Below are 25926 nucleotides of genomic sequence, written 5' to 3'. Positions count from 1 at the left end.
ACGTACCGTCAGGTCCGCACGCTCAGGGAACGGTTCGAGACGGTTCGGTCCCGACACGCCGTCGAATCGGTAGGGTACGGAGCTGGCGTGGCAGGTGTCGCGAAGGGGGAAGCATGACGTACCTGGTCGAGTTGCCCGTGTCCGGGGCGCGCGGCGCGAGAACAGGTGGCGAGGGGGCGGGATCAGCACCGTCGGACGCGACCGGCATCGTCAAGGTCCAGATCGACGAGGCCGCGGACGGGCTGGTGCAGGTCGCGCGTCCCGGGCAGGTCGTGGCACGGGCGACCCGGTCGCTGAACGACATGCTCGCCGGGATCCGGCCGGTCGCGGAGAACTTCGTCGACGGATTCCGTGACATGGCACGGCAACCCGACGAGATCGGCGTCGAGTTCGGCCTGTCCCTGTCGGCTGAAGCGGACGTGGTGATCTCCCGAACGACCGGTCAGGCCAACTTCAAGGTCACCCTGACCTGGCGCAATCCATCGTCCGGCGAACCGGCTGCGGACGCGGCGGGATGACGGTGCCCGCGTTACCGCCCGAGCCTACGTTGGGCCCGGGCCCGCAGTCCCTGGACGCGTCCGTCCTGCGTGTCCGCGACGGTCGCGGGCAGCCCGTCGGCGTTGCCTTCCTGGTCTCCGACACGCTCGCCCTGACCTGCGCGCACGTGGTCCACGCGGCCCTGGGCACGACGGGGGAAGCGGCGCCTCCCGCTTCCGCCCGGATCCAGGTCGACCTTCCCCTCGTGCCCGACCCGCAGCGCGACGGCGGCGCTCCTGCGACGACGGCCGGTGTCGAGCACTGGGTGCCGCCGCGGGCGCCCGACGGCGGGTCCTCGGTGCCCTTTGCGCGTGACGATGTCGTCGAGCCCGCCGACGTTGCCGTGCTTCGGCTGGAGGCGCCGCTTCCAGGAGCGGGACCGGTGCAGTTGGTGGACGCGGACGAATTGTGGGGGCACCCGGTGCGAGCGTTCGGGCTACCCGCAGGCCGTCCCGGCGGGGTCTGGCACGCGGGGGTGCTGCGGGGTCGGCAGGCCGACGGCTGGGTGCAGGCCGATCTCGCCGGCAACGGCTATCCGGTGTCGCGGGGCTTCAGCGGCGGCCCCGTGTGGGACGACCGGCTGTCGGGCGTGGTCGGCATGGTCACGGTGGCCGAGACCGGACAGCCGCCCGTCAGCTACCTGATCCCCACCGGCGGACTGCTGGCGGCCCGGCCAGAGCTGCGCGCCGTCACGCTGCCGCCGTCGCCGTTCCGGGCCCTCTCAGCGTTCCAGGAAACGGACGCGGCGATCTTCCACGGCAGGCAGACCGAAAGCGACGAGGTGGCGCGGGCACTGGCCGCGGAGCGCCGAGTCACCGTCGTAGGACCGTCGGGATCCGGCAAGTCGTCGCTGGCCCTGGCCGGTGTGACGCCCCGGCTGCGCGCGGAAGGCGCCCAGGTGGTGGTGGTGCGGCCGACGCCCGGCAGCAGACCGCTCACTGCCTTCGCGGCGGCGCTGCTGCCGCTGCTGGAACCCGACCTGCCCGAGGCCGAGCGCCCCGAGCGGATCGTAGAACTCGTCGAAGTGCTGCGCCGCCACGGCCCGGCGGACGTCGTGGCCCGGCTGCTCCAACTGCGGCGCGGCAGCCGACTGCTCGTCGTGGTCGACCAGTTCGAGGAGGTCCTCGGCCTGGAACCGGACACCGTCGACGAGCTGGCCGACCTGCTCACGGGCGACATGCTGCCCGGCACCGTCCGCGTACTGATCACGCTGCGCGCCGACTTCCTGGAGCCAGTCCTGGCCCATCCGCGGTTCGGCCCGGAGATCGGCGGACACCTGCACGCACTCGCCCCGCCGTCCCCGGAATGCCTGCGCGAGATCGTGACCGCACCCGTGGAGGCCGTCCCTGGCGTGTCCTACGAACCCAATCTCGCTGAGCGCATCCTCGCCGACACCGGCCCAGGACCGGGCGCCCTGCCGCTCCTCGGCCTCACCCTCGACCTGCTGTGGCAGCGTCAGCAGGGCGGCCTGCTGACGCACCGGGCGTACGAGGACCTCGGCGGTGTCACTGGCGCGTTGGGCGAGCACGCCGACCGGGTCTGGGAAGCGTGCGTGCCGCCCGGGGACGAAGAAGCAGCCAGGCGGCTGTTCACCCGGCTCGTCCGAGTCCCGGTAGGCATGCCCGCGCCCATCCGGCGGATAGTACTACGCACCGAACTGCGCGCCGAGGAGTGGCGGGTCGCACAACGGCTCGCCGGGACGAGGCTGCTGGCGACCGGCCGCAACGCCGAGGGCACCGAGACCGTGGAACTCGCGCACGAGGCGCTGATCAGAGACTGGGACAAACTGGCCGACTGGACCACCGGGGACCGTGCCTTCCTGGAGTGGCGGGCCACTCTGCAACAGGACATGGACCGCTGGGAGCACGCCGAGCGTCCCTCACAGTTACTTCCAACAACCCTGCAGCTCGCCCATTCCGAACGGTGGCTGAGCGAACGCAGCGACGAACTGACCAATGCCGAACGGCACTACCTGGACGCCGGCCGCGCCCACCGCCGCGCGAGGGTCCGTCGGCGACGGACGGCGCTCTCGGCCGTCACCCTCGTCGTGTCACTCGTCCTGGTGGCACTGTCGCTGTTCTATGCCACGCGGGAGGAGAGCCGGGAACGCGCGGCAGAGGCCGCGTCCCGCGCCCTCGCGGTGGCCGCGGAGGACGACGCGCGCACCGAACCCGCCCTCGGCGTGCTGAAGGCGCTGGCCGCCCACCGAACGGCGCCGACGCCGGAGGCCCGCAACGAACTCCTGCGACAGTACCTGCGCTACCACGACTACGACCGGGTGCTGTCCGGTGTACTGGGCACAGTCAGGGAGTTCACTACCAGTGGAAACGGTGACGTCGTGCTGGCCACCTCGCAACTGGGCCGGGCCGTCCTGTACGTCGGCGCCACCTCCGGACAGGTGCGCAGCGCCCAGGTGCCCTCGACCGGGCAGGTCCTGGAAGTCGCGGTGTCTGCGGACGGCAAGCGCGGCGCCTACGTCCAGGCGGACGGCAAGGCCATGTGGTTCGAGGTGGACACCGACGCCGCAGGCCTGCTCGGCCCCGTGCACCGGCTGCCCGACGCGCCGGGCAACGGCGTCAGCTGGGATCCTTCGGTGCACCCCGCGATGTCGGCGGACGGCCGTATCCTCGCCGCACGCGTCCGGGGCCGCCTGGTGTGGTGGAACCTGGACCGTGGCACCCTCGCCGGTGACGTGCCCGCGCCCCAGGACATGAACACCGCCCTGTGGTTCGGCCCGGACGGGCGGACGCTGCTGACGAAGGTCTACACGGCGTCGGGCGCACAGGCTCTGAAGTCCGTAGACATGGGCACCGGCCGCGCCACGCAACTCATCTCCGAGGCCCAGGAGATCCACCTGTCCGGGGACCGACGCACCGCAATCGTGTGCCGCGAGGAAGGCAAGCAGTCCGTCGTCAGCCGCCACCGGACCTCCGACGGCGCCAGCATCGGCCGCCCCTACATCGAGCGGGAGGAAGCGTACCGCACGGACCTGTGCACGGTGGCGGCCGTCGACGCGACCGGGCGGCGCGTCGCGCTCCGCTGGAGCGAGGAAGTGCGCGTCGTGGACCTGGACAGGGATGAGGTGATCTCCGGCGTCTCGCTGCCGGAACCCGCCGCCACACAGTTCACGCCCGCCCCCTTCCTCTCCGAATCGCACGGCAGGCTCTACTACGCGGGCTGGCAGGACTCGATGATCGCTCTCGTGAACCTGACTCCCCGCGAGCGGCTGCCTAAGGCCGCCCAGCAACGACTCACCGCCGACGGCAAGCGCACGATCACCGTCCTTCAGGACGGCTCCCGCACGGAACTGCGCCCGGCCGACCCGAAGCGGAGCGGGCACATCCTCGCACGGGCGTCGCGCGCCAAGCCGTACTGGGTGCCCGGCGAGACGGACCTGCCCGTCTTCGACGGCACCGGCGGGCTCGTCGCTGACCGCGAGGCCCGCGACACGGTGGTCGTCCGTGACACGTCGACGCTGCAGAAGGTGGCCACCGTGACCGCCGTCCGACCGCCGAAGACCCGGCCCGGCACCCGACGGGTCCGGGACCTGGACGTCAGCGGGGCACTCACCTGGCACGACCAGGAGGACGAGTTCCGCTACTTCTTCGACCACACCGGCCACCTCCTGACCGTCTCCGGCACCGTCCTCCAGCAGTGGGACCCACGCACGGGCCGGCAGACCGCCCGCTTCGATGCCGGCGCGCTGCGCCCCGATGGCGCCCCAGACGCGCTCATGACGATCGCCCCGTACCCGGACCGGAACAAGGTCTCCGTGATCGTGCGGGGCCGGCCCGGCATCCGGATCGTCGACATCACCGACGGACGCGTCACGGACCGCGTGCGCACCGAGGACGACGTCCTCTCCGCCCAATTCGACTCCGGCGGCCGGTACTTCGCGGTCATGCGCCAGGACACGGGACTGGAGGTATGGCGGCGCGGAGACCCCGCGCGCAAGGTGATCGGCCCGCTGAGCAGCGTCGGCGAGAACAGCATCACCCCATACCGCGCCGTCTTCCTCGACGACGGCCGCTTCCTGATCGCCGCCGACAACGCCGTACGCACCTACCGATTCGGCGAGCGCGGCTACGACGACACGTATCAGTTCGCCGATTCGGCCGTCGCGACGGGGGACTACTCGTTCCTGGACGTGTCCGGGGACGGGAGGACCGTGCTCCAGGGCGCTTTCGAGGAACCCGGCAGTGCCCTCCTCCTGGATCCGGAGCTGTGGAGACAGGAGTTGTGCCGTGTCGTCGGCGACCGCGCGTTCACGGCGGACGAACGCGGCGATCTCCCGGCGGAGGCGGAGACACGGCAGCTGTGCGCGTAGCGGCGGATGTTGACCGGCGCGTGTTGACGACGAGGGTCCAAGCGAAGGGGGACGCATGGCGTATCTGGTCGAACTACCCGTGTCCGCGCCCGGTGGCGCTGGTGACGCCGGTGGCGTCGGTGACTTCGGGGGTGCCGCGCCGCGGGGACGGACGGACGTGGTCCAGGTGCAGATCGAGGAGGTGCCCGACGGGCTGGTCGAGGTCGCGCGGCCGGGGCAGGTCGTGGCGCGGGCGACCCGGTCGCTGAACGACATGCTCGCCGGGATCCGGCCCATCGCGGAGAACTTCGTCGCCGCCTTCCGCGACATGCCCGATGGTCCCGACGAGATCGGCGTCCAGTTCAGCTTGGCCTTCACAGCCGACGCGGACCTGGTGATCTCCCGGACCACCGGGCAAGCCGGCATCACGGTGACCCTGACCTGGCGTCGGCCGTCGGACCGGGTGGCGCGATGACGTCGGCGCGGGGACCGGAACGGCAGCCGGCGGCCGTCGGTCCGAAGGCCCTGGACAGAGCGCTGCTGCGCATCCTGGACGCGCGGCGGCAACCCGTCGGCGTTGGCTTCCTGGTGTCCGACACGGTCGCCCTGACCTGCGCGCACGTGGTCTCCGCAGCCCTCGGCACGCCGGCCGGCACCCCACCGCAACCCGGCGCGCGCGTCTCGGCTGACCTGCTTCTCGTGCCCACCGCGCCCCATGCGCACGCGACCGTTGAAGTCTGGGTGCCACCGAGGGAGGTGGGCGGTGCGGCAGCCGGCGTGGCCGATGTCGCCGTGTTGCGGCTCGCGGCTCCGTTGCCCGGAGCCGGCCCGGTGCGGTTGGTCGACGCGGACGAGTCGGCGGTGGCCGGCGAGCCGGCCGACGCGTCCGCCGACGATGCTGCGGGCGGGCTGTGGGGGCACCGGGTACGGGCGTTCGGGCTGCCGTCCGGCCGTCCCGGTGGGGTGTGGCACGCGGGGGTGCTGCGGGGTCGGCAGGCCGACGGCTGGGTGCAGGCCGATCTCGCCGGTGCCGGTTATCCGGTGTCGCGGGGTTTCAGCGGTGGGCCGGTGTGGGACGACCGGCTGGCGGGTGTGGTCGGCATGGTCACGGTCGCCGAGTCCGGGCAGCCGCCCGTCAGCTACCTGATCCCCACCAGCACCCTCGTGGCCGCCCGGCCCGAACTGGGCCCACTCGTGCTGCCTTCCTCGCCGTTCCGCGGACTCGCCGCCTTCGAGGAGGCCGACGCGGCGGTCTTCCACGGCAGGCGGCACGAGAGTGACAGGGTCGCCCGCGCACTCGACGAGCAGCAGTGGGTCACCGTCGTGGGCCCCTCGGGTTCCGGCAAGTCATCGCTGGCACTCGCCGGTGTGGCGCCGCGGCTGCGGGCACGCGGCGCCTGCGTCGTTGTCATGCGGCCCGCGTCAGGGAGCAGCCCCCTCGCGGCCCTCGCCTCCGCGGTGCTGCCGCAGCTGGAACCCGACCTGGCCGAGACCCGCCGGCTGGCCCGCATACCCCAACTGACCGACGAACTGCGCCGCCATGGCCTCGCCGCCCCGGCGGGCCGCCTTCTCCAACTCCAGGGCGGCAGACAACTTCTCATCGTAGTGGACCAGTTGGAAGAACTTCTCCCACAGCACCCGGACGCAGTGCGCGACCTGACCGACGTACTGTTCGCCGCCGACGCCCTGCCGCCCACCGTCCGCGTACTCACCACCATGCGCGCCGACTTCCTCGAACCCGTCCTCGGCCACCAGCACCTCGGACCCGTCACCGGCCGGCACCTCCACGCCCTCGGCCCGCTCGGCAAGGACGGCCTGCGAGCCATCGTCACCACCCACGTCGACACCCTCCCCGGCGTCTCCTACGAGCCCCACCTCGCCGAGCGCATCCTCGCCGACACCGGCACCGAACCGGGCGCCCTGCCGCTCCTCGCCCTCACCCTCGATCTCCTGTGGCAGCGGCAGACGGACGGCGTGCTTACCCACCGCGCGTACGACGAACTCGGCGGTGTCACCGGAGCGCTCGGCAACCACGCCGACCGGGTCTGGGCCGAACACGTGCCACCGAACGACGAGGCGACCGCCCGCCGGCTGTTCACCCAGCTCGTCAGGCTGCCGCTCGGCGCCGCCGCGGCCACCCGGCGGCTCGCCCGGCGCAGCGACCTCAGCGAGGACCAGTGGGGCATCGCCCAACGCCTCGCCGCGCACACCCGGCTCCTCGTCACCGATCGCGGCGCCGAGGGCACCGAGACCGTGGAGCTCACGCACGAGGCGCTGATCGCCGAGTGGCCGAAACTCGCCGCGTGGGTGGCCGAGGACCGGTCCTTCCTCGGCTGGCGGGATACCGTACAGCACGAAATGGACCGCTGGCAGGAGGCGGACCGGGCCCCCGAACACCTGCCGACCACCGCAGCGATGGCCGGCGCCGACCAGTGGCTCCCGGAGCGTGCCGCGGCCTTGAGCGTGGCCGAGCGGGACTACCTGACGGACGGCCGCACCCACCGCCGCGCCCGAGCCCGTCGGCGGCGCGCCCTGTTCTCCGCTCTGGCCACGGCCCTGACGCTCGCCCTGGTCCTCGGCATGCTCTACGTCGTCGAACGCCGCAGCAGCCAGGAAAGCGCCGCCCTCGGCGCCTCCCGCGCCCTCGCCCAGGCCGCGCAGGAGACGACGAGCACCGACCCGGCCCGCGCCGCGCTGCTCTCCCTCGCCGCCTACGACACGTCCCCCACGCAGGAGGCCAAGAACGAACTGCTGCGCCAGTACCTCCAGCACAAGGACTACGACCGGGTGCTCTCCGGCGAACTCGGCGAGACCGTCTTCGACAAGAGCCGCGACGGCGACGTGGTCCTCGCGGCGTCCAAGCGCTCCGGGGCCACCCTGTTCGTGGCCGCCCTGACCGGACCGGTACGCACCGTGAGGGTGCCCTCCACCGACAAGGTCCAGTACGTGATGGTGTCCGCCGACGGGAAACGCGCCGCCTACGTCCAGTACGACGGCAAGGCCGCGTGGTTCGAGGTGCGCCCCGACGCGAAACGCCCCGCCGGCCCCGTGCACCGTCTGCCCAACGCCCCTGGCATCGGCACGAACTGGAGCGACACAGTCACCCCCGCGATGTCCCTCGACGGCACGATGATCGTCGCGCACGTCCGCAAACGCATCGTCCGGTGGAACCTGGACAACGGCCCGCACGGCACCCTCGCCGGGAACCTCCCCGCGCCGAAGGGCCTTGAGTTCAAGATCTGGCCGGCCCCCGACAACCGGACGCTGCTAGTCCCCGTCTACAAGCGGTTCCGCGACTTCGGGCAGGGCGAGAAGGGCAGCCTGCTCGCCCTCGACCTAGTGACGGGCAGGAGCCGGCTCGTGGTCCGCGCCGACGCTGACCAGATCCGCATCTCCGGAGACCGGACCCGCGCCGTCCTGTGCCATGTGCGGGGCAACACCACCGAGGTCACCGTGCACCGGGTCAGCGACGGCTCCCGGGAGGGCACCGCCTACCGAGAGAAGAACGCGGACTTCGCATCCAGCGCCTGCATGGTGCAGTCCGTCGACCAATCCGGCCTCCGCGTCGCCCTCAACTCCCTCCAGGGCCTCAGCGTCGTCGACATGCGCGACGGCAAGGTCCTCTCCCGCAACGGCCTGCCCGCCTCAACCTCCTCGCTGGCCACGAGCAGCCCCTGGCTCGTGGAGGCCGACGGCCGGCTCTACTACGTCCGCCACGACGAGTCGATGATCGGGTTCGTCCAACTGCGCCCCGGCTACTGGTTCCTCGACGTCGCCCAGCAACTCCTCACACGCGACGGCAAGTACACGATCACCGTCCTGGCGGACGGCTCCCGCATACAGCGACACCACGCGCGCAAGGCCAGCGCCCGCGTCCTCGCCGACGCGCCGCGCCGCAAGCCCCACTGGGTGCCCGAACGCAGCGAACCCCTTGCCCTCGACCGCACCGGACGGCTCGTCGCCGACCGCGAGGGCGCGAACATCGTCACCGTCCGCGACGCCACCACCCTGCGCCGCACCACCGCCGTCACCGCCGTCCAGCCCCCGCGACTGCCCGACTCCGCGCCAATCGCGGACATCGAAATCGGCGACGACGACAACGGCAGCGCCGAACGACCGAAGTACGACTTCACCTACTTCTTCGACCGCGGCGACAAACTCGTCACCGTCTCGGGAACCGTCGTCGAACAGTGGGACCCGCGCACCGGCAGGCGTCTCGCGCGCTTCGACGCCGCGGCCGTCCGCTCCCGGGCCAAAGGCGCCATGGACGCGGACCTGATGATCGGCCCCTACCCGGCGACGAACAGGGTCGCCGTCGTCGTCCTGGACCGGCCCGGCATCCACATCGTCGACATCACCACCGGACGCACCACCGAGACCGTGAAGACCGGCGACGACATCCTCGCCGCCCAATTCGACGCCACGGGAACGTACTTCGCGATCCTGCGCCGGGGATCGGTGCTCGAACTGTGGCGGCGCGGCAAGACGCCGCACAAAGAGATCGGCCCTCTACGCAGCATCGCCGAGTCGGAGTCCACGCCGTACGCCGCCGGGTTCCTGGAGGGCGGGGGCCGCTATCTGGTCGCGGCGAACAACTCTGTACGCGTCTACCGGATCGGCGAGCCCGGCTACGAGACCTTCTACTCCTTCACCGGCCCGCGCGACAGCGCACTCGACGGGCAGCACTCCTTCATGGGCGCCTCCGCGGACGGCAGCACCGTGCTCCACATCGGCCCCGACGGCACCGGCGGAGCACTCCACTTGGCGCCGGGACAGTGGTACCGCGAGCTGTGCACCATCATCGGCGACCGGGAACTCACCCCCGGCGAGGCTGACCTGCTCCCTGCCGATCCGAGGACCCGGAAACCCTGTGGCGAGGACGACTGAGACACGGCCGGCCGGACCGCCGAGGAGGTCCGTGACTAGCGCGCCGTCACCCTCGCCGAGGCATACGCTCGCAACCCCAACACTTCAGCCGCCGCCCCCGACCGCCCGAGATACCCCTGGATCAACGACCCAGCCAGCTTCAGATACGGGCTGTACGCGGGAAGGCCAGTGACGGGGACGGCGTACGCGCCTATCGCCGCGGTGACCGTCGCGCTCCGCCGGGCGCTGCTGCGCCGCCGCCCTGAGGTCACCTCGTGGCGGCAGGTGCTGGAGGCGGCCCGCATCGTCCACGGGCAGCCACGGGCCGGCTGAGCGGGGTATTCGCCGCGCCGCTGCCTCTCACCTTGCGGCCGGGGTGATTTGTGGGGTGGAGATTGCCCACATGAACGCCGGTCTGGCCGCGGTGACGATTTCGCTGCGGTGGCGGGTGGGCTGGAGGGGTATGGTCCGAGGATGGACGTGCGGCCTGCCGGCGGCCCCGTGGTTCCGGGGCTGGGCCGGAACGCGGCGCACCGGTTGGCGGAGTCGGCCCGTGAGACAGGCGCCCAACGGCGGGGCGGGGGACATCGCGGCAGCGAGAACCTCCAGGAGGGGCGGGTGGTGCGGTTCCTGCGCCATACGGGGCCGGTCGGCGGTGCGGCTGGCGGAAGGTTGCCCGCCTGCCGGTCGTGGATGCCGTGGTTCCCGGGAGGGCGGTATCGAGGCGCCGTTCCGGGAGCTTCAGGGGCGACTGTTTGTTGTCGGTGACGATCTCATCACGACAGTCGAGGGGAACCGGGACTCACTTTCACCCACGTGAACTTTGTTCTGCGGTCCAGTGAAGCTGACCCCGTCAGCGCCGGTGTGAAGAGGCGCTGTCGTTGTCTGTTCGTGCTTGACCCGTCGTCGGGTCGGGCTTGATACTGAGCCGTTTCCTTGACAACTCCCCGTTCGCATCCAGAAGTTGGACCTACCATGCACACTTTCACCCGCGCCGGTGTGCTTGCCGCCGGCGTTTCGGCCGTGCTGCTCCTCGCACCGGCCGCGCACTCCTCCGCTCCTGGTGACAACGGGACGGTGAAGATCCACGACGTCAGGACAGGCGAGGAGCTGCACCGTAACGAACCGCACGTGTGCACGTTCTACCTCGACGCCTTCGGCTTCGACGCGGTCCAGCAGGTCGACTGGCACATCGAAGCCTGGGCGCCGACCGCCGCCACCAAGGGCGAGACCGTCAAGTCCGGGGCCATCAGCCTGGATGCCGAGGGCCACGGGCGCACCGCGGACCTGTCGCTGCCCGACGGGCACTACAAGCTGTTCTGGAACTTTGACGGGGAGAAGGGGGCTGCCAAGCACAAGGTGTTCTGGACGGACTGCAAGGGCTCCGAAGGCGGTGATGGCGATACGACACCGTCCGCCCCCGCGTCGCCCTCCTCGCCGGCAACGTCCTCGCCCTCGGGCTCGGCCAGCGCGACCGCCGCGCCGAGTGCGGGCGAGGACGGGGCGGCCCCGTCGGCAGTCGCCTCCCCGTCCCCGCAGGGCGGTGGCGATCTGGCCGAGACCGGTAGCAGCGCTCCGGTGGGCCTGCTGTCGGGCGCCGCGGCGGCCATGGTGGCCGCGGGCGGCTACCTGATGCTGCGCCGTCGTAAGCCCTCCCGCAGCTGACGTCTGCGGGGTTTGACGGGTGCCCTCGTGTTCGTCCGGGTGACGGATACGGGGGCACCGCCGTGTGTGGGCAAGGGCTGGCCGGTGCTGCGCAGGCCGGCTGTCAGCCATTCACCGTCAGCAGCAGTGCGCGAGACACCAGCGGGCCGGGCTCGGCACCGCGGTCGCGCGTCGCGCCGGCCTTACCGTGCCTCCTGCGACCAGTTGTGAAGGGGCCGTAGCTCTCTGCACATCCGGCGGTCGTCAGGCTCTGGGGAACGCCTGGGAGGAGTTCACGCCGTTCCTTCGGTTCGACACCGAGATCCGCCGGGTGGTCAAGGCCCGAGGCCACTTCCCCAACGAGCAGGCCGCACTGAAATGCGTCTATATGGCGATCATGTCGCTGGACCCCACAGGCAAGGGACGAGCCCGCTGGACCAGCCGTTGGAAGACCGCTCTGAATGCCTTCGATATCGCCTTCGACGGTCGGTATCCAGTGGCCCGCCAGTAACCTCAACAACCCCAGTCACACCCTTGATTGGGGTCTGGCGCGTAGTCGGTCAGGATTTCGGGGTCGGTGAGCAGGAGGCGGGATGCGTGGCGCGCGGTGGTGACGGGGCGGTCACCTTCGGCGCGGCTCTGGTTGAGGTAGCGGACCAGGAGGTTCGCGCTGCCGGTGTTGCCCAACTCCCGGATCTCTTCGAGGAGATGGGTGACCGGGACATCCGTTTCCTCGGCACGGCGTCGGCGCAGGTGCTCGCGGTAGGGGTCGACGAGGGTGGGCCGGTAGGCCGGAGCGATCGGCAGGGCCTGGGGTTCGGGCATGCGGGCGTAGCGTTTGACGGTGTTCAGGGCCAGGTTGAGGCGGCGGGAGCAGTCGAGGAGGCCGATGCCTTGACCGAGGAGCTCGTAGATCTTGTTCCAGCTTCGCGGGTGCTCTGTTCGCGTACTTCGCCGGGGCGGCGCGGGTTGATGGTGGCCCAGCAGGTGGCGTGCGCGCGGATCTCGAGCAGGGTTTTGTCGCAGAGATTTCGCCATAGGTGCCATCGGTCGCTGACCTGCACCGCGTCGGGCAGGGGGCGGCGGACGGCCTCGGCGTAGGTGGCCGAACCGTCCCGGCACACGACCTCGACGCCAGGATGTTCGCGCAGCCAGGACTCGAGGGTGGCCGTCTCGCGGTCGGGCAGGACTTCGACGCGTCTGCTGGTTTCGGCATCCGTGATGATCGTGGCGTAGCGGCGGCGCGGGGCGAAATCGTCCACGCCGATCACCCGTGGGACCGCCTGCTGCGGCAGCGGCAGGCGCCGCAGATGGCGCAGAGCGGTGCTGCGGGGAACGGGCACGCCATGAGACCAGCGAGGCGTGCGGCCGCCCGGCCGCATGACTCCCGTGCCTCCTGGGATATCTGCCGGGCAAGCCGCACCGTGCGGCGCTGATGGCGCTCCAGCAGTCCGGAAATCTGCTCGCGGAAGGTCTGTCTCCGGCAGTCCAGGGCTGGACAGACCAGCCGCCGTACCCGCAGGCGGTCGACGACCGGGCGGCCGTCGACCGGCACGTCCGTCACCGTCCGGCGGTGATACCCGTGCACCCTCGCCGTCGGCGTACGGCATGCCGGACACGGCACCGCCACATCCCGCGTGCGGGCCGTGACGACCACGGCGTCACCACCGTCCACCACGTCCTCGACGACGAGCACCGACAGCCCGGAAAGCACCGTTCCGACAAGGGAGTTGACATCCATCACGAGATCACGATCGCGGATGGCTACTCGGCGTCACCACCGACTACGGGCCAGACCCGTTGATTGGACAGCCCCCAACTCGCAACACCGGTTCGGGCTACACCAGAGGGTCGAGGGTGGAGCTTGCCTGTGACTGGAGGACTGGCCGGGTGCTGACGATGAACGTGGCGGTACTGCTCGCTGTCATTATCGTTCTGCGGCTGCGCTGTCGGGTACAGACCAGAAGCCGACTGGACGAGAAGTTCACCGGGGTCATCATGCTGGCCTTCGGGGTGCTGATTGCCCGACAGACTTCGGTCAGGGAATTCTGGGCGTCCTGACCCAGCTCGTGCAGGGCATCTCGCAGGCCGGCTGAGAAACCCACGGCCGGTCGGCGGTGCAGCTGGCGAAGGTTGCCCTCCTGCCGGTCGTGGGTGCCGTGGCTCCCGGGAGGGCGGTGTCGAGGCGCCGTTCCGGGACCTTCAGGGGTTGGCGCCAGGGTCGGCCTGGGCGCTGCTGCTTCACTCTCTGTGCCGGGTAGGGTGCCCGGGCGGTGACGCGCGAGGGCGGCGTGTTCGTCACCTGATTGGTCTGCAGCCGGCTCTTGTGCCGGTGTCAGGTCGGTCATGGGCGTGGTCAGTGGTGTGCGGTGCGGCGCCGGGGTTCTGCTGGTCTGGAACTCACCACGATCGGTCACCAGAGACGGTCGATCAGGTTGGCCGGTGACTGGCCGTGCGTTCCGGCCGGGGGCGCGTTTTTGCGGCCAATGATCGGTATCCGGGTTACCCGGTTGCTTGGCTCGCGCTACACAAGGGGACGGATAGCGCTCTTGTGCGATAAAGGGGGGTTGGGTGCTGGCGATCAATGTGGCGATGCTGCTCGCTGTTGTCGTGTTCCTGTGGTTGCGCCGTCGGGCGGGGGCTCGAAGCCGGTTCGATGAGAAGCTGACCGTTGTCATCATGCTGGCGTTGGTAGAGCTGCTCGTCCCGTTCGGCCGGGAGCTCCTGGGTGTCATGGGTCAGCTCGTGGGCGGAGTCTCTGCGTCCGGGTGGTAAGCGTTCGGTGGGCGCACCAGGTTGCATCCCTGTGCCGGCTCGTCTGCTGGTGGCTGGTCGTTCATGGGCTGTGGTGAGCGGTGTCCGGTAAAGCGCCGGAGTTCCGCCGGTCATTGGTTCGCGCTGCGGTCTTCTGGGGCCGGACAGCCGGTTTCACGCGCCCAGTCCCGTACCTGCCGTGCGAGCCCGCGTCCGATGCCGTCCCCGTGCCGCGTCACCCCGGGCGCGACGTCGTCGAGGCGCGCACCGACCGCCAGGGCCTGCTTCAGGTAGCGGTTGTGGCGTTGCCGGTCGACAGTCGGTGCGGTGCTCCGTAACGTCGGGGAGGACCTCGATGTGGCGCCGGCCGGGCATCGAGTCCTCCTCTCGGTGTACTGCGCCAGGGCCTTCGAGCCCTTCTTGAAGGCCGCAGAGTCCTTTGCCCGGCCCGGGGGGCCGTCGGGCCGGCCGTCGCGGGCTCCTTGCGGGGCCGTACGGCCGTTTCGCGCCCAGCTCGACCAGCCGCTGCGCGTCGTTGTGCTGGCCCCGGTCCCGCTGCTGGGTGGCGAGCCAGCGCCCGATGTCGTCCCCAGGGACGTCGTCTTCGGCGAGGCCGACTGCACCATCTGTTCCCGCAACACCCCCGCCGTTATGGCTGGCCTCGGCGACATCGTCCCCAGAGACGCTCAGCGGGCTACGCACCGCATGTGGAGCCCCCGACCTGATCGAGGACCGTGTGATCGTCCGCTGCACGAGAGACGAGACGCAGCCGGCTTACGGACTGATCGACGACGGGACGGGCTGAATACCAAGAACGTTGGATCAGGTCCTGTCCCGCGAAGCCCGGACAGGACCTTAAACCGGTGTCACGCCCACTCCACCCCCAGCTCCGCGAGGGCGGCGCGCTGGGGTTCGGTGAGCTCGTCCCGCCTCACCGTGGTGTTGCTCATAAATGCGCCAAGCCGGACCGACACCGATTCGGCCTCGCCGTCGACCGTGATCTCTTCGCTGTGACCTCGGGGTACCGGCTTCCCTGCGCCCTCCCGTGCGATGTACTGCGCGAGGGCCTGCACGCCTAGTGTCCTGCGCCAGTAGTTGATCGTTAGTTGCTATGTGACTTCTACTGCTGGTGCGTCAGTTCCTCGTCGAGGCCCGAAGCTGGAACCGCTGTTGCTGTCCGTGGAGGAGCGGGCGGAGTTGGAGCGGTGGACGCGTCGGGCGACGTCGGCTCAGGCGCTGGCGTTGCGGGCGCGGATTGTGCTGGCGTGTGCGGGGCCGGAGGTGCCGCCGATTGTCGCGGTCGCCCGGGATCTGCGGGTGGCCGCGGACACGGTCCGCAAATGGCGGCGACGCTTTCTCGCTGAGCGGCTGGACGGGCTGGTGGACGAGCCGCGGCCGGGCCGGCCGCCCACCATCAGCGTCGATCAGGTGGAAGCGGTGGTGGTCACCACGCTGGAACAACTGCCGAAGAACGCCACCCACTGGTCGCGGACGTCAATGGCCCGGCACAGCGGCCTGTCGAAGTCGACCGTGGGCAGGATCTGGCGGCAGTTCCAGCTCAAGCCGCATCTGGCGGACACCTTCAAGCTGTCGACGGACCCGTTGTTCGTGGAGAAGGTCTACGACGTCGTGGGTCTTTACTTCAACCCGCCCGAGGGCGCGGTGGTGCTGTCGGTGGACGAGAAGTCGCAGATCCAGGCTCTGGACCGGTCTCAGCCGGTGCTGCCGATGATGCCGGGTATGCCCGAGCGGCGTACCCACGACTATGTGCGCAACGGCCTGACCACACTGTTTGCCGCGTTCGATGTCGCCACGGGGGAAGTCATCACGGCCCTGCACCGCCGGCACCGGGCTGTGGAGTTCAAGAAGTTCCTGGTCCGGATCGACAAGGAGGTGCCCGCGCACCTGCAGGTCCACCTGATCGTGGACAATTACGGCACTCACAAGACTCCCGCGATCAGAGCCTGGCTGGCCAAACACCCGCGGTTCGAGCTGCACTTCACCCCGACCGGCTCCTCGTGGATCAACCAGGTCGAGCGGTGGTTCGGCTACCTGGCCCACCAGATGATCCGTCGTGGCGCACACAAGAACATCCAGGCCCTGGAAGCCGATATCCGAGCCTGGGTCAAGGACTGGAACGAAGACCCCAAGCCCTTCATCTGGACCAAGACCGCCGAAGAGATCCTCGACTCCCTCGCCCGCTTCTGCCGACGGATCTCCGGCGCAGGACACTAGTGTGATGCGCCAGAAAAGCCGGTCTTAAGTCTGTAGGCTGTTTTTATGTCGCATCGAGGCCCTCGTGCTGTCGAAGTCGTGCTGTCCGCTGAGGAGCGTGCGGAGCTGCTGCGCTGGGCGGGTGGCGGGGTGCCGGCCCGTGTGGCGGAGCGCGCGCGGATCATCCTGGCCTGTGCGGACGGGGCGTCAAATACCGGTGCGGCGGCGGACTGTGGGGTGTCCGTGGAGACGGTGCGCAAGTGGCGTTCGCGGTTCGTGGCCCGGGGGCTGGCGGGTCTGGCGGATGAGACGCGGCCGGGTCGGCGCAAGCCGGACCTGGTGCTCAGCGAAGCCGAGCGGGCGGAGCTGACGCGCTGGGCGCGGCGGGCGAAGACCGCGCAGTTCCTGGCACTGCGCGCGAAGATCGTGCTGCGGTGTGCGGAGGGCGGGACGAACAAGGAGGTCGCGGCCGAACTCGGCATCGCCCATGCGACGGTGAACCGCTGGCGCTCCAGGTTCATCACCCTGCGTCTGGACGGACTGACGGACGAGCCCCGCCCCGGCAGGCCGCCCTCGGTCCTGCTCGACCAGGTCGAGGACGTACTTGTGGCGACTCTGGAGTCCGTCCCGGGCAAGGACACGCACTGGTCGCGTGCCTCGATGGCGAAGCACAGTGGGCTGTCGAAATCGACCGTCGGGCGGATCTGGAAGAAGTTCGACCTCAAGCCCCACCTGCAGGACTCCTTCAAACTGTCCACCGACCCGCAGTTCGTCGCCAAGGTCGTCGACGTCGTCGGCCTCTACCACCATCCGCCGGAGAAGGCGGTGGTTCTCTGCGTCGATGAAAAGAGCCAGATTCAGGCACTGGACCGCTCGCAGCCGGTACTGCCGATGATGCCGGGCATGCCCGAACGCCGCACCCACGACTACTACCGGCACGGGATCACCAGCCTGTTCGCCGCCTTCAACATCGCCGACGGCACCGTCATATCGGAACTGCACCGCCGCCACCGCGCCATCGAGTTCAAGAAGTTCCTGATCCGGATCGACAAGGCCGTGCCCACCGGACTCGACGTCCACCTGGTCTGTGACAATTACGCCACCCACAACACCGCCGAGATCAAGACGTGGCTGGGTAAACACCCCCGCTTCCACGTCCACTTCACCCCGACCGGCTCTTCCTGGATGAACCAGGTCGAGCGGTGGTTCGGCCTGCTGACCGACAAACTCATCCGCCGCGGCGTCCACACCTCCGTGAAAGCCCTGGAGAAGGACATCACCGCCTGGATCGACACCTGGAACGAGAACCCGAAGCCGTTCACCTGGACCAAGACCGCCGACGAGATCCTCAAGTCCCTCGCCGACTACCTCACCAAAATCAGCCCACCCAGCACCGAAAACCAGCAGCAGACTTAAGACCGGCTTTTCTGGCGCATCACACTAGCTGGAAGGCTGCTGATGCCTTGCCCGCCTTCGTCGGGGCATCGGCACGTCGCTCGAACTGCGCGAGATGTAGGCGCGCAGGGTGGAGGCGGTGATGTCGCCCAGCGCGGCCTCTCGGTGACGCTGAGCAGCCGGTGCTCGACACATCTGGGTGCGCCGTATCGCTGGGACGCTCCACCTCGTTGCTCTTACTGTCGCAGCGCGGCGCGACACGGCCGGCGTGTTGGACGACCTGTACGAGCTGGACCGGGAGGCGTTGCCTGCTCTGCCTGACGGCGACGTCGTGGAACTGGGGGACTTCGGGGAGCAGGGCAGATGGCCCCGACGGGGAGGAGGCACCGGCCGGGCGTTTCCGGTCAGGGTTGCAGTGGCCACCGACAGACCGGGGGGACACGGCTGTGCCCCGGGCCAGAGCGCTGATCCGGGGCACATGAGGCGGGGCAAAGCCCTGCCGTTGATCACCGTACCGGGATGATCCGCGGAGGTCAGCCGGTGTCTGGGAGGTTCCAGTCCTCGGGCAGGTTGAACAGGCGTTGCGCCTTTCGTTCGTTTTCGTTGCGGAGCGCGGTGGCCCACAACGGGGGGTCTTCGGGTTCGAGGTAGGGGCAGACCATGCGGTGTGCGATCCGGCACTGGGTTCCGGGCAAGGGCTCGGCGTCCCACAGGTTCATAGCGGTCCCGTCCAGGGTGAGGACCCATCGCCGGCGCGGGGGAACGGTGTGGGCGGGGACGAAGATCCTCGGCTCGAGGAGTACCCAGTGCCCGTCATAGAGGGTGGGGTAGCGGTTCTGGGGCAGTGCGCAGTGCGGGCATTCTGGTGGTGCGGGTGGTGGTGGGGCGGTCGCGCCCTCGAGGGCGGCCTGCAGCGCGTTGTCGGGGCGGTCCGGGCGGTCGGCGGTGTTCTCGGTGTCCCCCATGCTCACCAGGGTCCGGACGGTCCGTCAGTACGGGTAGGGCGCGATCCGGCCGTGCCGGGGGAGGGAGAATCTGCACGGTGCGTCGAAAGGCGTCACACGGGGCTTGTGGCGGCGCGACAGTTCCGCAGGGGCAGGCCGAACCGGCACCATCACCTGAGCTGCCCCGTGCGCTCCGTTAGGAGCGTTGATCACGGAGGAGCGGCTACCGCAGCGGGACGTGCCCTGGCGGCACGACATGAGTCGCCAACCAACGACCGTCAACCGTTGCCGCCGCTTGCCCGGTGTTCGGGGCGTCGGGGGCTTCCAGCTCGTCCAGCAGCCGTTCCAGCTCCCGCCAGGAGCGAGCCCGCTGCGGGGCGTACAGGGGGCTGTCGAAGAACAGCGCATGGCAGTGCTGGGTGATGTCCCGAAGGGCGTTCAGCTTGCGGTCCTCGCTCCGGTCCGAGATCCAGACCATGCGAGCGTTGCCCGAGTACCGCACGGCCAGTTCAGGGATCTGCGACCCGGCGTAGGCAAAGGCGATCTGCTCGAAGTGGTCGGTGAGGTACCGGGTCGCCTCGTCGATCTGGGCACGCCAGCGGGCGCGATCCTCCCGTAGCGCGGCGCGGACCGTGTCGGTCGACTCGGCCGGGATGGGTGCGGCGAGCAGTCGGGTAGCCGCGGACAGGACGGTCAGCATGTGGGCCTGGAACTTCTCGCGAGCCTGCATCTTCGTCTGGAAGCGCCGGTTGCGGACTTCGAGCAGGGGCGAGATGTAACGCCCGCTGACTATGAGGGTGAGCAGGGACGTCACGATCGAGATCAGCGCGGTCGTGCCCCACGAGGGCATCCAGTCAGGCATGGGCGTGATTGTGGTGGGCGTCAGCCGAGATCAGCGAATCGGATCGCGTATGCAACAACCGACCGGTTCCCGAACGCCGCCCGCGCGACTCTCGCGATGCTGCTGCGGGCGTCCAGGAAGGGTGCCCAGTGGTGAGGGCCCACCGCCGGGCCGGAGCGGCAGGTACCTGATCGGCCCCGGGTCCGTCGTGAACGACGTGACCGCTGCGGACGACAAGCGTCGACCTGCCGCCCGCCATCGAACCCGCTGTTCAGAAGTTCCGGATGCCCAACCGGTCGGAGATCCAGTGGGGGAGCGGTCCCAAGGTGACCCAGGACATCGAGATCCAGGATGCCTTGGACGAAGCCGTACGCTCCTGGCTGGACGGGCAAACTGGCCGGACCGGCCGGCGCCGTCCGGCCTTTGGATGACCCGATCACCTTCGACTCGTCGCACCCTCTGATCATGCTGACCAACGAGTGCGCCTCGCGAAGGGGTGAGTGCAGATCCTCACCTCCTGGGAATGCAGGGCCTGCGGACGTCCAAGGCGACTACACGCTCGCGCAATGGCCAGGAGCCCATCTGCGAGGACGTGCAGTTGACCTGCAAGTTCCTTCGTGGTCGTGCCACTGCGGGAGATCGAGGAGCTGAACAAGGAGGACGACAAGATGACGGCCGACGTGGACTACATAGCCGAGCTCTCAATGTGCCATCGCTCACACCCATTTCCAGGCGTGGTCGATGCCGATGCATCAGCTCGATGACCGCGACGCGCGCCCTGACCTGCGCCGACCTGATCGGGCGTCGTGTTTGTCGGTGTCGTTTCGCATAATGCGTTCGCTTGACGGTAGACACCTGTCCAACTGGCCCTGGAACGCGTGACGGTACTCGGGAGTTCCCCTCGGCTGTCAGTCCGGTGCCGTAAATTCAAGGCGTCGACCGACGCCCTTCGAAACGACGAAGGGAGACCCGAAATGCGGCATCGCTGTCGAGGCCGCCGCAGCCCGAGGTCTCCCTCTCATCGCCGTCGGGCTCCACCGCCATGAAGAGATGGGAGAACCGTTGACTGACTCTCAAAGTACCTCAGGGGTACGACAGCGTCCGCAGGACTTAAGGGTTCGATCACGTGCTCGACAGAGTCCACCCGACTACGATCCGCTGATCAACGCTCATGCGGCCTTGGTCTTCGTATCGGCCGCGCTCATCGGCCTCGTCGTCGGAGCGCTCACCTTCCTCGGCACGGCCAACGCTTCTCTCTCCGTCATCGCCGGCCTGTCAGCCAGCGGCGCAGGGGTGGGAGTGCTGCACAAGATGATCGGCCGATAACCCGCCGGAGATTCTGCCGGTAAGACTTGAAAGAAGGCTCCCGCACCGATAGATCGGGGCCCTTCCCGTTTCGTTGGTCAGGTGAGGCCGTGGAGGCGTTGTCGTCCCAGCCGCCCTCGCGCTGCATGTAGGCGAGCATGGAGCGGGAGTGGCGGGCCCAGCCGCCCTGGTCGGCGATGACGATGCCGTCGCGCCCGCGCTTGAGGGCGGCGGAAGCGAGTCCGATGCGCAGCGAGTGGCCGGTCCGGTGGATCGGGACCTCGGCGCGCTTCGAGATCCGTTTGACGGGGCGGGTGACGCTGTCGGGGACCATTCCGCCGGTGATGTGGCCGTGCCGGTCGATGCCGACGAACGCCGGGGTCGACGGGTCGGCCCACTGCTCGCCGTGCCCGGTGACCAGCCGGGTGCGGTAGGCGGTCCAGGCCCGCACCGGGCAGACCTCCGGGTCCTGGGCGTAGGCGAGTTTCGCGTTGCGCACCGAGTGCTTGGTCTTGCCGGTGAGCACCGCGATGACCAGGCCGCGCGGGTGCAGGGTGACGTCGCCGGTCAGTAGTCCGGCGGGGTCCTGGGAGCGCGAGGCGTAGTGGAAGCCGGTGAGGACCAGGGCCTTGTCCCGGGCGCCGGTGAGGGTGTCGGGGCAGGAGCGGGCGATCGCGTACAGGCCGTCGATGTCGGCGCTGACCGCCTGGCCGCGGCCGCGCCGTTCCCCGGCCTGGAGCAGCTTCACCGCCAGGCCCTCCAGCGCCTTGCGGGCCTCGCTCTCGTCGTCGCTGCTGACCGTGGCCACGCGCTCGTGCAGGCCGACGACCGTGGCCGCCAGGTGGGTGCCGGCGGAACTGGGGGCGTAGCCGCGCCCGTTGTGCTGGCCCTCGCGCAGCATCCAGGTCACGAACGCGACCAGGGAGCCGCGGTCGCCCTCGGAGGGGGGCAGGCCGGTGGCGGCGCAGAACCGTTCCCACACCCGCCAGGACTTCGCGTAGGTGTCGAGGGTGTTGTCCGGGGTGAGCTCGGCGGCGACCGCGTCGGCGAGGTCCTCTGACTCGGCGAGGCGCTGGGCAGCGTCGATGCCGTGCCGCTGGGCCCACCGCTCCACGAGCACCTGGCGCTCGTCGGCGGCCGCCGGAGCGGGCACCACCGCGGTGTCCGCCTCGAGGGCGCTCACGCATGGCCCGGGTGCGCCGCGGCGCGGTAGCCGTGGGCGGCTAGCCAGCGGGCCACGGCCCTCTGGTCGGCCTTGGCCCGCTCGAAGTCGGCGTGGGCGGCTCGTCCGGCGACGGCGTCCTGTCCGGTCCTGACCGCGTTCTGCAGGGCCCAGCGGTTGATGAGCATCGGGGTCCTTCCCTCCAGGCGGCCGTGCTCCTCCCACGCGGTGCGTTCGGCGGCCGCGGCCTTGATGAGGGCGGGGTGGCCGTCCTCGGCGGCGCTCGCGGTGACGTCGTGGAGGTAGTACGCGATGAACGCGCGCGCGGTCGCGTCGTCGTCCTCGGTGATGCCGTGCGCCATACCGGTGGATCCCCTCCTGCCGGGCCGCTCTGACCCGCTGTCATGTCCGGGTTTGTCGCGTCGGACAGGGAGAGGTTATCCGACACGACCACCCCCGTCCGCGCTTCGCGGACGGGGGACCGGCCAGATGCGCACTGCCGAGCGCCGGACACGCATCGTCATAGTCTTCTCACTTTCGGTAGCGAATCGGGGAGGGTACGTGTTCAAGACGTGGCGCGAGGAGTACCGGGCCAACCAGTCCGCGAAGCGGCAGATCGAGCAGGAGCAGTGGGAGCAGGAGAAGCGCTGGCGCGAGCCGGGCGGCGCGGCAGAAGGCGATCGCGACGAACACCGCCGACCTGGCCGTGCACAACCAGAACATGAGGGCGGTCACCGGCGTCTCGTACTTGACCCTGACCTGTCACGAGGACACATGGACCTTCATGGCCGTCCGCGCATTCGGCCAGTGGAAGCCGGCCTGGACCCAGAGCACCGAAGCGCTTCTCGGGGTGCCTTACTGCCCGGACATCATTGAGGCGCGGCGGTTCACCGTTGACCCGAACCTGCCGGAGGGACGGATCAAGAAGGTCTCCGAAGGCCTCACCCGCAGCGGGATGCAGGAGGTGCTCCTCTCCGGCCACAACCTCACCCAGCTCCTGAGCACGCTGCACGAGGGGGCGAAGGAGGACGACGTCGCGGCCTCCGCACGCTGCGGCAGGCTCTACAACAAGCTCGCCGAGTTCGTGGCCCTGCTCGATCCGGACGCCGAGGCCGGCCAGACCACCGGCATCCGGCTCCGCATCGACGACAGCGTGGACGCCGCGCACGTCAAGAGGTAGCCCGGGCGCCGGATCGAAGGACAAAGGGCCGCCCTGGCCGGAGACGCCGGGGCGGCCCTGCCACTCGCTCCGCGGGCCTGACGAGCGAGCCAGCTGACAAGCTTGCTTGCTAGCAAACGGAAGCACCGAATCTCCCGCGCGGGCCCGCGTGGAGCGGTCCAGAAAGTCCAGAAACCCCAGCGGCCATTATCTGGGGTTGTCAAGAGAACGTGCAGGTCAGCGCGAGTTCGGCCGTTCAGGCAAGTGAGTCACGTAGCGCGGTCTGATCGGTGGTCCGGTCGGGTGCGGAGGGTCGGCGGAGGCTTTGGGCGGCGGGCCGTGGTGTGGGGTTGCGTGGTCACGGGATGCCCTGGCGTCGGTGGTCCGAGGGTGGGCGGCCGGCGCCGGGGCGTTCGTCATGCCGGTGTTCGGTTACCGGGGGCCAGGGCGGTGGCGGTGGCCGTGGTTGGGCCGGTCGTGGCCTGGCTTTCCGTGACCCGGCTTGCCGTGGCCTGGGCAGGGCACGACTCCGATCGCCACCCCGAACGGGAGGTCGTCGACGGGGACGGTGGCCACGACGGTGTTGGTGGCGGTGTTGATCACGGACACCGTGTCGTCGTTGGCGTCGGTGACGTAGGCGCGGGTGCCGTCCGGCGACACCGCCACCTCTCGAGGCGCATCGCCGACGAGGATGGTGGCGACGACCGTGTTCGTGTTCGTCTTGATCACCGACACCGTGTCGTCGTCGGCGTTGATGACGTAGGCGCGGGCGCCGTCCCGCGACACCGCCACCCCCTGGGGCACATCGCCGACGGGGATGGTGACGACGACCGTGTTCGTGTTCGTTTTGATCACGGACACCGTGTTGGCGTCGGAATTGGTGATGTAGGCGCGGGTGCCGTTCGGCGACACCGCCACCCCGAACGGGAAGTCGCCGACGGGGATGGTGGCGACGACCGTGTTCGTGTTCGTCTTGATCACGGACACCGTGTCGTCGTCGGAATTGGTGACGTAGGCGCGGGTGCCGTTCGGCGACACCGCCACCCCGATGGGAGCATCGCCGACGGGGATGGTGGCGACGACCGTGTTCGTGTTCGTTTTGATCACGGACACCGTGTTGGCGCTGAAGTTGGTGACGTAGGCGCGGGTGCCGTCCGGCGACACCGCCACCCCCAGGGGCTCAAGGCCGACGGGGACGGTGGCGACGACCGTGTCGGTCGCGGTGTTAATCACGGACACCGTGCCATCGGCGCGGTTAGTGACGTAGGCGCGGGTGCCGTCCGGCGACACCGCCACTCCCCACGGCGCATCGCCGACGGGAACCGTGACCACCACCGTGTTCGTCGCTGTGTTGATCACCGACACCGTGCCATCGAGGAAGTTGGCGACGTAGGCGTAGGTGCCGGGCGGCACGGCCTGGGCGGGCTGCGGGGCCACCATGGGCAGGGCCAGGCCGGCCACTAGCACGAGACCTGCCACCAGCGCCCGCAGCAACCCACCCCACCACGAGCGACGCACTCGAAGACCAGGCGGCGCCGACGACGGGAGGGCCCCCTGCGCGCCCACCCCGCTCACGGTTTGACAGATAGTCACAGCAATCCTCCCGACCGAGCTGACAGAATGGGACACATTATGACGGTTCGCCATATTCAGTATGGCGGGGACGCGCGACCGCCCCGACCATGGGCCGGGGCGGTCGCCTGGACGTTCGTGCGCCCCACCGAGACCGCACCCGGTCCGGTGCCGCGACTGAACCGGGGGATCCGGGGCGCGGAGGCGGGCGACTGGACCCAGGCACGGTGAGCACGACGGGCCGGGAGGGGCATCCGCCGACAATCGCTCGGCAGGGGGGATCGCTCAAGAATTCGTTGATCCGGCGCAAGGTGGCGCACCCACAACGCTTACGCACATGCCGTACGTGCCTGACGATCCCTCGGATACCCGTAAGGCATGTGCGAAAACGGCCACTTGCCCTACATGCCTTCTCCGAACTAAGAAGTTGATGTTCCGGTTGTCGGCGACGCGACTCGGACGCTGTGCCCCGATTGACCGAGTGGGGTCCGATACTCACCGCACGTACACCAGGGCAGCCCTGCCACGTCTGCTTAGATCACCCGCATGACCCCAACTCTCGCCGCCGCGACAGACGTTGTGGCCGCCTCCGGTCCCTTCTGGTCCTCCGAGACGTTCTGGGCAGCTGCTGGCGTCGTCGTCGGTGCCGGCGTCGGAGCCGCCGGGGTGTATGCCACGCGCCGCGCCGCCTTCCCCAAGCGCCGCCTGGTGTACTCCTTCAGCTCCTCCTCCCTGGTCCAGCGTCATCAGCGCAACGTCTCGGCCAACGTGCTGCACATCCGCCTTGGAGAGCGTGAGCTGCACAATCCGCGCCTGGTGAGCCTGCGCCTGGAGAACACCGGCCGCCGCGACATCTCCAGCGCCCAGTTCGACCAGGGCGATCCCTTGCGCATCGTCCTTGGCCTTCCGGTCGTGGAGCTGGTCTCGATGGCGGCAGAGCCGCCCGGCGCCTTGGGCCTGAGACCTGGCGGCTTGGACGACCACGGAATGAGTATCAGCCCCGGCCGCCTGGGGGCAGGAGAGGCAATCACGTACACGCTCCTGGTCGACGGAGACCCCAGCTTCTACCGGCTTACGCACGCGCTGATCGACGTGAAAGTGAGAGAAAAGTTCCCCCCCAAGACCGACGGCTGAGCCCCCAGGACGCCATTGGGCGACTCCCGTAGGTGCCTGACGACCCTCACACGCCTTCTCTGAACTACCAGGCCCACAGTCCTAGCTCAGACA

At 69.6% G+C, this 25926-nt stretch carries 18 protein-coding genes and 2 pseudogenes; 13 read left to right on the top strand and 7 right to left on the bottom strand.

From position 1 onward, the window contains the following. Positions 1–113: 113 nt before the first annotated feature. The 7 genes and pseudogenes from OHB49_RS42720 to OHB49_RS42690 all read left to right on the top strand — a co-directional run. The gene (locus tag OHB49_RS42720) at positions 114–518 is read left to right on the top strand and encodes a CU044_2847 family protein (RefSeq protein ID WP_329166953.1); all 405 of its coding nucleotides are present in this window, start codon (positions 114–116) and stop codon (positions 516–518) included. 29 nt (positions 519–547) lie between these two features. Beyond that, positions 548–4864, top strand: coding sequence for an nSTAND1 domain-containing NTPase (locus tag OHB49_RS42715; protein WP_329166952.1), 4317 nt, complete (start codon positions 548–550; stop codon positions 4862–4864). A gap of 55 nt (positions 4865–4919) precedes the next feature. Further along, positions 4920–5318 carry a CU044_2847 family protein gene (locus OHB49_RS42710; protein WP_329166950.1) on the top strand — a complete coding sequence of 133 codons (399 nt, stop codon included), beginning with the start codon at positions 4920–4922 and terminating at the stop codon, positions 5316–5318. After that, positions 5315–9730, top strand: coding sequence for an nSTAND1 domain-containing NTPase (locus OHB49_RS42705; RefSeq protein WP_329166949.1), 4416 nt, complete (start codon positions 5315–5317; stop codon positions 9728–9730). The genes OHB49_RS42710 and OHB49_RS42705 overlap by 4 nt, the downstream gene beginning before the upstream one ends. A 168-nt stretch (positions 9731–9898) precedes the next feature. Then, entirely contained in the window at positions 9899–10042 is a 144-nt protein-coding gene (locus OHB49_RS42700; RefSeq protein WP_329166947.1) for a hypothetical protein, read from the top strand. A 642-nt stretch (positions 10043–10684) separates the two neighbouring features. Next, the gene (locus OHB49_RS42695; RefSeq protein ID WP_329166946.1) at positions 10685–11374 is read left to right on the top strand and encodes an LPXTG cell wall anchor domain-containing protein; all 690 of its coding nucleotides are present in this window, start codon (positions 10685–10687) and stop codon (positions 11372–11374) included. 230 nt (positions 11375–11604) lie between these two features. After that, positions 11605–11864, top strand: a pseudogene (locus tag OHB49_RS42690) (transposase); the annotation flags it as partial. 50 nt (positions 11865–11914) lie between these two features. Here the strand turns inward: OHB49_RS42690 and OHB49_RS42685 are convergent. Beyond that, positions 11915–13094, bottom strand: a pseudogene (locus tag OHB49_RS42685) (ISL3 family transposase); the annotation flags it as partial. Positions 13095–13243: 149 nt separating this feature from the next. Between OHB49_RS42685 and OHB49_RS42680 the strand changes: the two are divergent. Beyond that, positions 13244–13414: a hypothetical protein gene (locus OHB49_RS42680; RefSeq protein ID WP_329166945.1), complete on the top strand. Its 171-nt coding sequence runs from the start codon at positions 13244–13246 to the stop codon at positions 13412–13414. Positions 13415–13924: 510 nt separating this feature from the next. Continuing rightward, entirely contained in the window at positions 13925–14128 is a 204-nt protein-coding gene (locus OHB49_RS42675; RefSeq protein WP_329166944.1) for a hypothetical protein, read from the top strand. Positions 14129–14973: 845 nt separating this feature from the next. Here OHB49_RS42675 and OHB49_RS42670 read toward each other — a convergent pair. Then, a complete protein-coding gene (locus OHB49_RS42670; RefSeq protein ID WP_329166943.1) occupies positions 14974–15180 on the bottom strand; it encodes a hypothetical protein in 207 nt (68 codons plus the stop codon). A 40-nt stretch (positions 15181–15220) separates the two neighbouring features. On the opposite strand from OHB49_RS42670, the gene OHB49_RS42665 reads away from it, so the two are divergent. Both OHB49_RS42665 and OHB49_RS42660 read left to right on the top strand, forming a co-directional pair. Beyond that, positions 15221–16342: an IS630 family transposase gene (locus OHB49_RS42665; protein ID WP_329166942.1), complete on the top strand. Its 1122-nt coding sequence runs from the start codon at positions 15221–15223 to the stop codon at positions 16340–16342. Between the two features lie 45 nt (positions 16343–16387). Next, positions 16388–17737, top strand: a complete 1350-nt coding sequence (locus OHB49_RS42660; protein ID WP_329163976.1) for an IS630 family transposase — start codon at positions 16388–16390, stop codon at positions 17735–17737. 512 nt (positions 17738–18249) lie between these two features. Here OHB49_RS42660 and OHB49_RS42655 read toward each other — a convergent pair. From OHB49_RS42655 to OHB49_RS42640, 4 genes are all read right to left on the bottom strand, one after another. Then, a complete protein-coding gene (locus tag OHB49_RS42655; protein ID WP_329166941.1) occupies positions 18250–18681 on the bottom strand; it encodes a DUF6083 domain-containing protein in 432 nt (143 codons plus the stop codon). Positions 18682–18883: 202 nt separating this feature from the next. Continuing rightward, a complete protein-coding gene (locus OHB49_RS42650) occupies positions 18884–19522 on the bottom strand; it encodes a hypothetical protein (protein ID WP_329166940.1) in 639 nt (212 codons plus the stop codon). A gap of 1240 nt (positions 19523–20762) precedes the next feature. Beyond that, positions 20763–21989, bottom strand: a complete 1227-nt coding sequence (locus tag OHB49_RS42645) for an integrase (protein ID WP_329166939.1) — start codon at positions 21987–21989, stop codon at positions 20763–20765. Next, positions 21986–22330: a hypothetical protein gene (locus OHB49_RS42640; RefSeq protein WP_329166938.1), complete on the bottom strand. Its 345-nt coding sequence runs from the start codon at positions 22328–22330 to the stop codon at positions 21986–21988. The genes OHB49_RS42645 and OHB49_RS42640 overlap by 4 nt, the downstream gene beginning before the upstream one ends. Before the next feature lie 359 nt (positions 22331–22689). Here OHB49_RS42640 and OHB49_RS42635 point away from each other — a divergent pair, with 359 nt between their 5' ends. Beyond that, positions 22690–23148, top strand: coding sequence for a hypothetical protein (locus OHB49_RS42635; protein WP_329166937.1), 459 nt, complete (start codon positions 22690–22692; stop codon positions 23146–23148). A 411-nt stretch (positions 23149–23559) separates the two neighbouring features. On the opposite strand, the gene OHB49_RS42630 is transcribed toward OHB49_RS42635, so the two are convergent. Next, positions 23560–24645, bottom strand: coding sequence for a YncE family protein (locus tag OHB49_RS42630; protein ID WP_329166936.1), 1086 nt, complete (start codon positions 24643–24645; stop codon positions 23560–23562). A gap of 600 nt (positions 24646–25245) precedes the next feature. On the opposite strand from OHB49_RS42630, the gene OHB49_RS42625 reads away from it, so the two are divergent. Continuing rightward, positions 25246–25833, top strand: a complete 588-nt coding sequence (locus OHB49_RS42625; RefSeq protein WP_329166935.1) for a hypothetical protein — start codon at positions 25246–25248, stop codon at positions 25831–25833. Positions 25834–25926 lie beyond the last annotated feature (93 nt).

The organism is Streptomyces sp. NBC_01717 (assembly GCF_036248255.1).
Classification (GTDB): Bacteria; Actinomycetota; Actinomycetes; order Streptomycetales; family Streptomycetaceae; genus Streptomyces.
This window is presented reverse-complemented; position numbering and strand designations above follow the sequence as displayed.

What these genes read in the sequence shown, in the direction of transcription:
- OHB49_RS42660 (WP_329163976.1), top strand. Translation starts at nt 16,388, where the DNA reads ATGTCGCATCGAGGCCCTCGTGCTGTCGAAGTCGTGCTGTCCGCTGAG.
- OHB49_RS42650 (WP_329166940.1), bottom strand. Translation starts at nt 19,522, where the DNA reads ATGCCTGACTGGATGCCCTCGTGGGGCACGACCGCGCTGATCTCGATC.
- OHB49_RS42640 (WP_329166938.1), bottom strand. Translation starts at nt 22,330, where the DNA reads ATGGCGCACGGCATCACCGAGGACGACGACGCGACCGCGCGCGCGTTC.
- OHB49_RS42720 (WP_329166953.1), top strand. Translation starts at nt 114, where the DNA reads ATGACGTACCTGGTCGAGTTGCCCGTGTCCGGGGCGCGCGGCGCGAGA.
- OHB49_RS42635 (WP_329166937.1), top strand. Translation starts at nt 22,690, where the DNA reads ATGAGGGCGGTCACCGGCGTCTCGTACTTGACCCTGACCTGTCACGAG.
- OHB49_RS42710 (WP_329166950.1), top strand. Translation starts at nt 4,920, where the DNA reads ATGGCGTATCTGGTCGAACTACCCGTGTCCGCGCCCGGTGGCGCTGGT.
- OHB49_RS42625 (WP_329166935.1), top strand. Translation starts at nt 25,246, where the DNA reads ATGACCCCAACTCTCGCCGCCGCGACAGACGTTGTGGCCGCCTCCGGT.
- OHB49_RS42655 (WP_329166941.1), bottom strand. Translation starts at nt 18,681, where the DNA reads ATGGGGGACACCGAGAACACCGCCGACCGCCCGGACCGCCCCGACAAC.
- OHB49_RS42705 (WP_329166949.1), top strand. Translation starts at nt 5,315, where the DNA reads ATGACGTCGGCGCGGGGACCGGAACGGCAGCCGGCGGCCGTCGGTCCG.
- OHB49_RS42695 (WP_329166946.1), top strand. Translation starts at nt 10,685, where the DNA reads ATGCACACTTTCACCCGCGCCGGTGTGCTTGCCGCCGGCGTTTCGGCC.